Source organism: Enterococcus faecalis, from assembly GCF_029024925.1.
In the GTDB taxonomy this organism is placed as follows: domain Bacteria; phylum Bacillota; class Bacilli; order Lactobacillales; family Enterococcaceae; genus Enterococcus; species Enterococcus faecalis.
On the sequence record NZ_CP118962.1, the window covers coordinates 1,295,314 to 1,306,992 of the forward strand.

Below are 11,679 nucleotides of genomic sequence, written 5' to 3' on the forward strand. Positions count from 1 at the left end.
GAAACAGAGAACAATTAAACTACTAGATTAGTATCAAAAAATAATTGCGTATAGGGATAACCAGTCGCATGTTTAAATAACTTTTAGGTCTTATGTAAGTAACAAAAGTTATTAGTACGAAGCAATCATTTTAGAAAGGAGATTTTATGCAATTCACATTATTAAATCAAGGAAATCAAGCCTATTGGGAAGCAACCTACATAGAAGCTTTTCCAGAAGAAGAGAGACTGCCGTTTGATCGATTATTGACGTCTTCTCAAGCAGGAAAATTTCATTTGTTTGTTATTCAAGAGGCGGATGAGAACGTGGGGATTTTGTTAAATAGTCAAATTGCACCTGAAGCAACCTATGTCTTTTTCTTTGCAATTGATCAGCACCACCGAAACAAACGATTAGGTTCAACCGTGTTAGCGTTATTGAAGACACGTTATCCTAAGGGGGTTCTTTTGGAGAGTGAAGAAATTGGCAAAAATGCAGCGAATGAAGCCCAAAGAGAAAAACGTTATCAGTTTTATGAAAGAAATGGCGTGCTGGATACAGGGTATCTGATTATGGATAGAGGGCTCACTTTTCATATCATGTTTGCTGGAGCGTCAGGCTTCGGTGGAACGCAGCTACAGTTTTTATTAGACTTCCATCCAGTAGCAAAAATTTGGAAAAAGCCAAGTATTGATGGCATCAGGTAGTTTTTTTCAAATAAGTAAATTAAACAAACAAAAAAACATATGAAAGAACGGACCAATCGGTTCTTTCATATGTTTTTTATCATTAGTCTCGAAATAACTAGCGAATACCCAAAGCAATTCGTGCGTAACGGCTCATTTTATCCGTTGTCCAAGCAGGGTACCAGACTAATTTTACTTCGATATTATTCACTTCAGGAATATCTTTTAAAACACCATGGATTTGTTCTGTTAAAACATCTGCTAACGGACAACCCATTGTGGTTAAGGTCATTTTGATGACAGTATCACCAGTTTCTTCTGCAAATTCAACTTCATAAATTAGTCCTAAATTAACAATATCGATGCCTAATTCAGGGTCAATCACTGTTTCTAATGCAGTTAAAATATCTTCTTTAATTGCTTCAACTTCTTCGGTTGAACGTTGTTGAGGTTGTTCACTCATTCGTCTTCTACTCCTTTGCAAGTTGCCTCTTTACTATCATACCTTTTTTAAGAATGTTTGTAAATGAGAAGTATCTCACATGTCATGGAATTTACTGATTTATTAAAAAAGCTCATAAAATTCGAAATTCATTTTATTTTAATCTAAATCTCATTATTTTATTGACATTAGAAAACAATGAGTTTAGAATGATCGATAACAATCTAAATTTAATTTTTGGATATTTTTAAAAAACTGAATTTTCAGTCAATTGGAAATATCAAAGGGAGGATTTTATGAAAATTAAGCAGGTACATGTTAGGGCATCGAAAATTAAACTGAAAGAAACATTTACGATCGCTTTTGGGGACGATAGAATCAGCGGATAGTGCAATTGTGGAAATTGAAACAGAAGAGGGATTAGTTGGATATGGAGAAGGAGGGCCAGGCATTTTTATTACCGGTGAAACGTTGGCTGGCACGCTTGAAACGATCGAATTATTTGGCCAAGCAATCATTGGCTTAAACCCCTTTAATATTGAGAAAATTCATGAAGTGATGGATAAAATATCTACTTTCGCTCCAGCAGCAAAAGCAGCAATCGATATTGCTTGTTATGATTTGATGGGTCAGAAAGCTCAACTGCCTCTTTATCAATTGTTAGGCGGCTATGATAACCAAGTAATAACGGATATTACACTAGGTATTGATGAACCAAATGTGATGGCACAAAAAGCCGTCGAAAAAGTCAAACTAGGTTTTGATACATTAAAAATTAAAGTCGGAACAGGAATTGAAGCTGATATCGCAAGAGTAAAAGCGATTCGTGAAGCAGTTGGCTTTGATATCAAGCTCCGCTTAGATGCGAATCAGGCTTGGACGCCCAAAGATGCAGTTAAAGCGATTCAAGAATTAGCAGATTATCAAATTGAATTAGTGGAACAGCCAGTTAAAAGACGCGATTTAGAAGGTCTAAAATACGTTACCTCACAAGTCAATACGACAATTATGGCTGATGAAAGCTGTTTTGATGCCCAAGATGCGTTGGAATTAGTTAAAAAAGGTACAGTCGATGTTATCAATATAAAATTAATGAAGTGTGGTGGCATTCATGAAGCGCTGAAGATTAATCAGATTTGTGAAACAGCAGGTATCGAATGCATGATTGGGTGTATGGCGGAAGAAACAACCATTGGCATCACGGCTGCTGCCCATTTAGCTGCTGCTCAAAAGAAAATCACACGAGCAGATTTAGATGCGACATTCGGTTTAGAAACTGCGCCCGTAACTGGGGGCGTATCCTTAGAAGCAAAACCATTATTGGAATTAGGAGAAGTAGCTGGATTAGGCATTTCTCATTAAAAAAGGAGTAAAGCTAATGAAGTATGATTTAAAGTATCTTAGTGTCCCTTTGCCTGAGGAAATTCAAAGGGTGAAAGAATTTGGCGATTTTGCAAGTGCGGATACTGCCATTGATTTTTGGTTGACAAAAGAACTTCCGCAGGCATTAAAAGAACGTTTGATAATTGAAAAAGATGTCATTAAAATGATGCGTATGAATGAGTATCCTCATAGCTTTGCAAAAGCTGATCAAATGATGAGAGATACTTTTCAGGATTATCAAACAGAGGAATTAATTCGTTTAAAAGAAACGGGTTTAGCGGACTGGGTTTATATTGACGGTGAACCGTATTTCCAACTTCGATTTTTGGCCAATTTAATTAAAACAAATGCGGCATATGTTGCACGTTTGCGGGAAGCAGAAAGCAATCAATTAGAAATTCTCCGCAAAAAAGAACTAAAAGAGAACATCGAACAAATGCAAAAAAACGGTGGTAGAAAAGTGAGAACAACAATTAAAGCCACCATTCAGGTGAAAAAAGAATTTGAGCGTCCAGGTGAACGTGTTCGTGTCCATTTGCCGCTACCCAAAGCGTGTCAACAACAATCAGAAATTGAAATCCTAGCTACGTCACCTGAGGCAACCTATATTGCGGCAGAAGATGCGCCTCAACGAACACTGTGTTTTGAAACAATCTTAAAAGAAAATCAAACGTTTACAGTTGAATATTGTTATGTTAATCGGATGGTTTACCAACAGTTAGAAGAAAGTAACGTAGACAAAATGCAACCAAGCTTTGATTTAGAGGAACAGTTACCGCATATTCGATTCACGCCTTATTTAAGAAATTTAGCAGATGAGATTATGGGCGATGAAAGTAATCCCTTAAAAAAGGCACGCTTGATTTATGACTTTGTGACGACAAAGATTCATTATTCATTCATGCGTGAATATTTTACAATTTCCAATATTTCAGAGTATGCTGCAACTAATTTAAAAGGTGACTGCGGCGTGCAAGCGATTTTGTTTATCACGCTTTGTCGGATTGCAGGGATACCAGCCAAATGGCAATCGGGATTATATGTTTCTACACATTATACAGGCTGTCATGATTGGGCACAATTTTATATAGAACCGTACGGCTGGCTCTTTGCGGATTTATCTTTTGGCGGAGGTGCTTACCGAGACGGGGATAGACAGCGGTGGAATCATTATTTCGGCAATTTAGATGTTTTTAGAATGGTCGCAAATAGTGAGATCCAGGCAGACTTTCAGCCGGCGAAAATGCAATTGCGTGCAGACCCAATTGACAACCAGCGGGGAGAATTTGAGTACGAAAATGAGGGCTTGCCCTACGCATGCTTGATAGTTTCGCAAGAACGGCTTTCCATGGAAGAGTTGCCGTTTGATTGACACATAGGGGGAATAGTATGAAAAAGTTAAAAATGATGGGGATTATGTTATTTGTTAGTACGGTCTTGGTAGGTTGTGGCACAACAGCAGAAACAAAAAGAGACGAGAAAGCAACTGAGAAAACCAGTGTCTCGAAAAAAATTTTAAATTTAATGGAGAACTCGGAAATCGGTTCAATGGATTCTATTTTTACACAAGATGAAGCCAGTATTAACGCACAGTCCAATGTCTTTGAAGGGTTATATCAATTGGATGAAAAAGATCAACTAATACCAGCTGCCGCTAAAGAGATGCCTGAAATTTCTGAAGATGGCAAACGATATACCATTAAACTAAGAGAAGATGGTAAGTGGTCCAATGGTGATGCTGTAACAGCCAATGATTTTGTTTTTGCTTGGCGTAAATTAGCGAATCCCAAAAACCAAGCCAATTACTTTTTCTTGTTAGAAGGAACGATTCTGAACGGAACAGCTATTACAAAAGAGGAAAAAGCACCAGAGAAATTGGGTGTCAAAGCGCTTGATGATTATACTTTGGAGGTTACTTTGGAAAAGCCTGTACCGTATTTTACGTCGTTATTGGCATTTTCTCCATTTTTCCCACAAAACGAAGCATTCGTGAAAGAAAAAGGACAAGCCTATGGCACTTCTAGTGAAATGATTGTATCTAATGGTCCGTTTTTAATGAAAAATTGGGATCAGTCAGCGATGTCGTGGGATTTTGTGCGTAATCCCGACTATTACGATAAAGAAAAAGTAAAATCAGAAACGATTCATTTTGAAGTTCTTAAAGAAACCAATACCGTTTATAATTTGTACGAATCAGGTGAATTAGATGTGGCTGTCTTAACAGGAGATTTTGCTAAACAAAATCGAGACAACCCAGACTATGAAGCAATCGAACGGTCAAAAGTCTATTCCTTACGTTTAAACCAAAAAAGAAACGAAAAACCATCCATTTTTGCAAATGAGAATGTCCGCAAAGCTTTAGCTTATGCTTTGGATAAAAAAAGTTTAGTCGATAATATTTTGGCAGATGGTTCAAAAGAAATTTATGGGTACATTCCAGAAAAATTTGTATATAACCCAGAAACAAATGAAGATTTTCGTCAAGAAGCAGGCGCCCTTGTCAAAACAGACGCCAAAAAAGCCAAAGAGTATTTAGATAAAGCAAAAGCAGAGCTAAACGGAGATGTAGCCATTGAACTTCTTTCAAGAGATGGTGATAGTGACCGAAAAGTGGCTGAATTTATCCAAGGCCAGTTACAAGAAACGTTGCCAGGTCTCACTATTAATGTCAAAACAGTTCCTTTAAATAATGCGATTGAATTAATGAGAAAAGGGGATTATGAATTGTCTGTTGGCATGTGGGGACCCGATTATCAGGATCCAATGACTTTCTTAGAAAGCTCAGTTAGTGGTAACCGTATGAACTATTCTAGCCCAACGTTTGATCAACTAATTGAAGAAGCAACAACTAAATACGCAAATGATCCTGAAACTCGTTGGCAAACATTAATTAAAGCTGAAAAAGTATTGGTGGAAGAAGATGCCGCTTTAATTCCTTTATACCAAGAGGCCCGTAGTCAGCTTATACGACCAGGTGTCAAAGGCATTCAGTATCATAACTTCGGTGCAACGAGCACATATAAGTATGCCTATAAAGAATAAATTAGTGAACAAAAGTACCTTTAGCTGAAGGTACTTTTTTCCCGATAAGAGCTTCTTTTTTGTTAATAGTCAACAATTAATAAAAAAATAATTGAAAAAGGTTGACAAAAATAATGATACTCGTTAGAATAAGCACTGTTAACAAATGAATAGCGTTTTCATGTGACTAGATAATACTAGGCATGGAAGAATTTCGTAATACAATGTGGTGTACAATGGTTACGCAACATGTTTAACGGGATTGTTCTATGCTTTTTTTGTTGTTTTCACTGAAGATGTTAGAATTACTTCTGCAGAAGAGGGTCATTTATGAAAATTAAAAAGGTGCTGAATCAAAATGCTGTACTTGTTCTTGACGAAGGACAGGAGAAAGTAGCTGTCGGTAAAGGCGTCGGGTTTAATAAGACTAAAAATGATGTCTTATCTCGACAATTGGTGGAGCGGATGTTTGTGATGGAGCCAGAAGGACTGAAAAAACTTCAAGTACTGCTATCACAAATTGAAGACAAATACTTTTTAGCGAGTGAAGAAATTATCCAACATGCTGAAACGGTATTGGGTGAAAAGTTGAATGAACATATTAATATTGGGTTGAGTGATCACATTGCTTTTGCAGCTGAAAATATTCAAAATAATATTATTGTTCGGAACAAGCTTTTAAGTGAAATTGAGATTTTATATAGTGAAGAATTTGCTATTGCTCAATGGGCTGTAGAATATTTAACACAAACCTTAGAGATTCCATTTAGTTATGATGAAGCGGGATATATTGCAATTCATATCCATAGTGCTCGCAGCGGGCGTACTGATAATAGTAAAAGTATCCGTGAAGTTACAATCGTTTCTGAAATTATTCATTTAATCGAGCAGGAATTGGCTATTGATATTCATGATGATAAAAATAGTCTCAGTTATTCACGTTTGGTGAATCATTTACGTTTGTTTATTCATCGCTTCCAACAAAATCAATATGCTGTTTTAGATGAAGAAATTTTGGAAGTCGTAAAGAAAAAGTATGCTGAAAGCTATGAAATCTCAAAAAAAGTACAAGTCTTATTAATGAGAAATTTTCATTATCAAGTACCAAATGAAGAACTTGGTTATTTATCGATTCACATTGAACGATTAAGAATGACCAAATAATAAAAATTAAATAGTTTATGTGAGGAGTTACGTATAATGAAAGCGTATATGCAAAGAATGGGACGTTCGTTAATGTTACCAGTTGCTGTATTACCGGCGGCTTCTTTATTAGTCGGTATTGCCAACTGGATCGTGGGAACAATCGGCGCTAGTCCAGCCACAACTTTTCTAATGAATGGTGGTTTGGCTATCTTAAACAACTTAGCATTATTATTTGCGGTTGGTTTAGCGTTAGGAATGTCAAAAGATAAAGATGGATCGGCAGCATTAGCTGGTTTAGTCGCTTATTTAGTGCCAAAAACTGTTTTAGCGCCTGCTTCTATCCAAGCCATTAAAGGCTTCAAGGATATTGCTGAAGTAAACCCAGCCTTCAACAGCATGGACAACAATGTCTTTGTCGGGATTGTCGCTGGTTTAGTTGCTGCGGCAATGTATAATCGTTTCTCTGGTGTGAAATTGCCAATGGCTTTATCATTCTTTAGTGGAAAACGTTTAGTTCCTATTATGTCAGCTATTTCGATGTTAGCAATCTCAGCTGTCTTATTCTTCTTCTGGCCAGTTGTTTATAACGGATTAGTTGCTTTTGGTAAAGGAATCTCTAGCTTAGGTTTCGTAGGAGCTGGCTTGTATGGTTTCTTTAACCGACTATTAATTCCAACAGGCTTACACCATGCCTTGAATTCTGTTTTCTGGTTTGATGTTGCTGGTATCAATGATATTGGGAACTTTTTAGCTGGTCAACAAGCGTTAGATACTGGTAAAGCAATTGTAGGACAAACAGGGATGTATCAAGCTGGTTTCTTCCCAGTAATGATGTTTGGTTTACCAGCAGGCGCGTTTGCTATTTATCAATGTGCACGTCCTGAGAAGAAAAAAGTTACAGCTTCATTAATGTTAGCTGCTGGTTTTGCGGCTTTCTTTACAGGCGTTACTGAACCTTTAGAATTCTCATTTATGTTCGTTGCTTGGCCTTTATATGTTTTACATGCGGTCTTTACAGGTATTTCTTTAGCATTCGCTGCGTTTATGCATTGGACAGCTGGCTTTGCCTTTAGTGCAGGTTTTGTAGACTTCTTCTTAAGTTTGAAAAACCCAGTCGCAAATCACCCAATGATGTTGGTGGTTCAAGGACTTGTCTTTGCGGCAATTTACTACTTCGGTTTCCGTTTTGCAATCACTAAGTTTAACTTAATGACACCAGGACGTGAAGAAGGCGCTGGCGAAGAAACGCCAGATGTTGCAGAAGGTGACAACAAATTTGCTTCTCTAGCTCGTCGTATTTATGATGGTTTAGGCGCTGATGCTAATGTAACTTCTATTGATAACTGTACAACTCGTTTACGCTTAACAGTGAAAGATACAGGCAAAGTGGATCAAGCAAAAATTAAAGCAACTGGGGTTCCAGGTGTGAAAGTCATTGATGACACCAATATCCAAGTGATCGTTGGTACGGAAGTACAATTTGTTGCTGACGAAATGCAACGATTATATAACCACCAAGCGCCAGCAACACCAGTCAAAGAAACACCTGTTTCTCAACCAGTTGTTGAAGAAAAAGCACCAGTTTCAACAAAAGAAACTGAATTATATTCTGTAGCGAATGGGAAAGTTATTCCTATTTCTGAAGTACCAGATGATGTTTTCTCAGCAAAAATGATGGGTGACGGTTTTGCTGTCGTACCAACAGACGGCGAAGTTTCAACACCCGTTGCTGGTAAAATTACTAGCATTTTCCCAACAAAACATGCGTTAGGTATCCAAACAGATTCAGGCATTGAAGTATTATTACACATGGGTCTAGATACTGTTGAGTTACAAGGTGGACCATTTACATTACATGTTGAAGAAGGCCAAGTTGTAAAACAAGGCGATAAAATTGCAACCATTGATTTAGCGGCATTAGAACAAGCTGGCAAAAAATCAGATTTAATTGTTGTTTTCACAAATCAAGATATCGTTGCTCAATACGATTTACAAAAAGCAGGTCAAACGACTTCAATGAATGATGTAATCGGAAATGTTACCGTAAAATAAAAGTAAAAAAGGGCTAGCCGTAAGGCAGCCCTTTTTTGTATTCTTTGAAAGTATTAGTGTCTGTAGAGCCAGTAATTCAAAATCGCTTGCTCTACAGATTTTTATTTATAAATAGCCTTAGAAAGTTTCGCATAATTGAACACTTTAACCACTCACAAAAATGGCCAATGTAACGGACAGAAAACAAGGAAGCGTTTTCTTTTATATGGATTATAATAAATATATCAAGGAGGGGTTGCTATGAGTTCGAAAAAAGAACGTGGACAAAAATTGTTGTTACTTCTCTCAAAAAAACAAGATTATATGACTGCAGAAGAATTGGCAAACTGCCTAAGTACTTCTCCTAAGACAGTTTATCGTTTGATAAAAAAAATTAACGATGAATTTTCAGAAGGTTCACTCATATTATCTGAGAAAGGACGAGGATACAAGCTAGACTATGAACGATTTATGGAACAGAATCGACATTTAGTCGAAAAAGAAAGTGATTTTTCGCCAAGGGAAAGACGCAATCGAATTCTGGAGGAATTGTTGTTAGCTTCTCCACAAGCTAAAAATGTTTATGAATTATTTGCAAGATATTATGTTGGCGATTCTGTGATATTTAGCGATGAACAACAATTATCCGAAGATTTAAAGAAATATGATTTAACACTCAAACGGAAAAATCGAACGTTGGCAATTATCGGTGAGGAAAGAGCTATCAGGAAAGCCATTTCCGATAGAATACAACTGTTGAACATTATCGATATTGAGGATCTTCGAAACAACAAAGCATTAAATTTTAATAATTATGATGTCCTTTTTACGTTAGATCAAGTCAGGAACATTGAAAAAAAACTGGATATTACTATTCCACATCCATATAACGTAAACATCTTTTCGCATCTTTATATCTTAATTAGTCGTTCACGAAAAGTAGCTATTTCTGAAAAATACCAATTATCTAACGAAGAAGAACAAGAATTAACAAAGGACTTAGTACTCAAAAAGGTCGCGCAAACAACGATTCAACAGATTGAAACTTATTTAAATAAGAGACTGCCTAACGTTGAAATTTATTACTTATATCAATATTTGGTTTCTTCTAGGATGCAAGGTTCGTTTAGTAAAGTAACTAATTTTTCTTTCAAAGTAATGCAAGTTACTCAATTTTATTTAGAGGAAATGAGTGCACAACTAAAAATTTTAACTGATAATGATCAGCTACTTCTTGAATTGGCTAGTCATATAAAACCAATGATAAATCGTCTTGAAAACGGCATACATGTTAAGAATAGTTTATTGGATCAAATAAAAATGACGTATGAAACAATTTTCGGAAAAATTGCGCAAGTTTCTAAGCAAGTAAGTAAAAACTATCAACTGCCGGCTATAAACGAAGATGAGAATGGGTTTATTACATTGTATTTTGCGCGAATGATTGAAACCAATCAGTTACCTATTCGTACTTTGATTATGTGTACCACTGGAATTGGAACTTCAGAACTATTGAGAGTAAAAGTTGAAAAGAAATTCCCTGAATTACAAATTGTTGAAATTATTGCCACACGAAATATAAAGAAATCATTAAAAGATTATTCTGATATTGAATTGATTTTGACAACGATTCATTTACAGGAAAAGGTCCCCATTAAATCATTGTTGGTAAGTGCCATGTTTACAATGGATGATCAGTATCGATTACAAAGAAAAGTTGAGGAAATCTATCATGAACGTTAATCCTTTATACCAAGTTTTCCTAAACCAAGAACTTCTTTCAAAACAGCAAGTATATCAATTCATTGCAGAAACAGCAGCACCTTGGTTAACGCCCGAAGAAAAAAAGCAGATTGAGGAATCTTTGGTAAATCGTGAGAAGATGGGAAGTAATCAGATTGCAGAGCAAGTTGTCTTGCCACATTTAGAGAATGCACTCTTGAAAAAAAGTGAAATATATCTGATTGGCTTAAAAACAGAAATCCAAGAATGGACGGCAGACATTAAGCAAGTGAAATTAATTATTGTCATCTTACTAAAAGAAAATGAACAGTTAAAAGTAAAAAAAGAAATCAGTCGATTTACTAGAAAATTAGCAAATGAAGACTTCTTAGAAAAGTTGTTGCGTTTAAAAACAGAAACAGATTTTTATAAAAATATAGAAAAATTTGAGGAGGAAAAATAATGAAGATAGTCGGCGTAGCAGCCTGCACAGTAGGAATTGCTCACACATATATCGCACAAGAAAAATTGGAGAACGCTGCAAAAAAAGCAGGAGTTGAGATCCATGTAGAAACACAAGGGACCATTGGGATTGAAAACAAACTAACGGATGAACAAATTAAGGAAGCGGACATTGTTATATTAGCCATTGATGTAAAAATTTCTGGAAGAGAGCGTTTTGATGGGAAACGAATCATTCAAGTACCTACAGAAGTTGCTGTAAAATCACCCACTAAACTAATTGAAAAAGCAGAAGAAGTTATGACACAAGAAAAGTAATCTTCTAGGAGGAATTGTAATGGAAGTAAAGGATATCATTGACTTAAAAACCGTTAAAACGAATATGAATGTAAATACAAAAGAGGAAGCGTTAAAAGAATTAGCCAATCTTTTGCTTGAAAATGGCAATATTTCAGATGAAAAAGGTTTTATAAAAGATATCTATGATAGAGAGGCGGAAGGTCAAACGGGCATCGGAAACTATCTAGCCATTCCACATGGCAAAAGTGCGTATGTAAAAAAAATAGGCGTGGCCATCGGTATTAACAGTACAGAAATTCCTTGGGAATCTTTAGATGATAATGGCGTAAAAGGAATCATTCTTTTTGCTGTGGGTAATGATCATAAAGAAACAACTAGCCATCTTAAACTATTATCATTGTTTGCCAGAAAACTCGGAAATGATGAAGTAGTGAGAGAATTCCTTCAATCAAAATCGCCAGAGGATGTAGTAAAGGTATTCTCTTAATGAAATTACTAAGACAGCAT

The 11,679-nt window shown here is 36.1% G+C and carries 10 protein-coding genes and 1 pseudogene; 10 read left to right on the plus strand and 1 reads right to left on the minus strand.

Features of this window, described 5'->3' with window-relative positions; genetic code table 11:
• Positions 1–146: 146 nt before the first annotated feature.
• Positions 147–686, plus strand: a complete 540-nt coding sequence (locus tag PYW42_RS06385) for a GNAT family N-acetyltransferase (protein ID WP_002389346.1) — start codon at positions 147–149, stop codon at positions 684–686.
• A 97-nt stretch (positions 687–783) separates the two neighbouring features.
• On the opposite strand, the gene PYW42_RS06390 is transcribed toward PYW42_RS06385, so the two are convergent.
• Complete coding sequence (locus PYW42_RS06390; RefSeq protein WP_002357660.1) at positions 784–1,128, minus strand: metal-sulfur cluster assembly factor; 345 nt, start codon at positions 1,126–1,128, stop codon at positions 784–786.
• A gap of 275 nt (positions 1,129–1,403) precedes the next feature.
• Between PYW42_RS06390 and PYW42_RS06395 the strand changes: the two are divergent.
• From PYW42_RS06395 to PYW42_RS06435, 9 genes and pseudogenes are all read left to right on the plus strand, one after another.
• Positions 1,404–2,469, plus strand: a pseudogene (locus PYW42_RS06395) (dipeptide epimerase).
• 16 nt (positions 2,470–2,485) lie between these two features.
• Positions 2,486–3,862 carry a transglutaminase-like domain-containing protein gene (locus PYW42_RS06400; protein ID WP_002389165.1) on the plus strand — a complete coding sequence of 459 codons (1,377 nt, stop codon included), beginning with the start codon at positions 2,486–2,488 and terminating at the stop codon, positions 3,860–3,862.
• Positions 3,863–3,879: 17 nt separating this feature from the next.
• The gene (locus PYW42_RS06405; RefSeq protein ID WP_002389253.1) at positions 3,880–5,532 is read left to right on the plus strand and encodes a peptide ABC transporter substrate-binding protein; all 1,653 of its coding nucleotides are present in this window, start codon (positions 3,880–3,882) and stop codon (positions 5,530–5,532) included.
• Positions 5,533–5,841: 309 nt separating this feature from the next.
• Positions 5,842–6,675: a PRD domain-containing protein gene (locus PYW42_RS06410; protein WP_002357655.1), complete on the plus strand. Its 834-nt coding sequence runs from the start codon at positions 5,842–5,844 to the stop codon at positions 6,673–6,675.
• A 36-nt stretch (positions 6,676–6,711) separates the two neighbouring features.
• The gene (gene nagE / locus PYW42_RS06415) at positions 6,712–8,709 is read left to right on the plus strand and encodes an N-acetylglucosamine-specific PTS transporter subunit IIBC (protein WP_002389273.1); all 1,998 of its coding nucleotides are present in this window, start codon (positions 6,712–6,714) and stop codon (positions 8,707–8,709) included.
• 240 nt (positions 8,710–8,949) lie between these two features.
• The gene (locus PYW42_RS06420) at positions 8,950–10,431 is read left to right on the plus strand and encodes a BglG family transcription antiterminator (protein ID WP_002389096.1); all 1,482 of its coding nucleotides are present in this window, start codon (positions 8,950–8,952) and stop codon (positions 10,429–10,431) included.
• Positions 10,421–10,873 carry a PTS sugar transporter subunit IIA gene (locus tag PYW42_RS06425; RefSeq protein WP_002389217.1) on the plus strand — a complete coding sequence of 151 codons (453 nt, stop codon included), beginning with the start codon at positions 10,421–10,423 and terminating at the stop codon, positions 10,871–10,873. Before PYW42_RS06420 ends, PYW42_RS06425 begins: the two co-directional genes overlap by 11 nt.
• Positions 10,873–11,190: a PTS fructose transporter subunit IIB gene (locus PYW42_RS06430; protein ID WP_002357651.1), complete on the plus strand. Its 318-nt coding sequence runs from the start codon at positions 10,873–10,875 to the stop codon at positions 11,188–11,190. The genes PYW42_RS06425 and PYW42_RS06430 overlap by 1 nt, the downstream gene beginning before the upstream one ends.
• A 19-nt stretch (positions 11,191–11,209) precedes the next feature.
• Positions 11,210–11,659 (plus strand): PTS sugar transporter subunit IIA, encoded by a 450-nt coding sequence (locus tag PYW42_RS06435; RefSeq protein ID WP_002389129.1) that lies wholly within the window; start codon positions 11,210–11,212, stop codon positions 11,657–11,659.
• Positions 11,660–11,679: the final 20 nt, after the last annotated feature.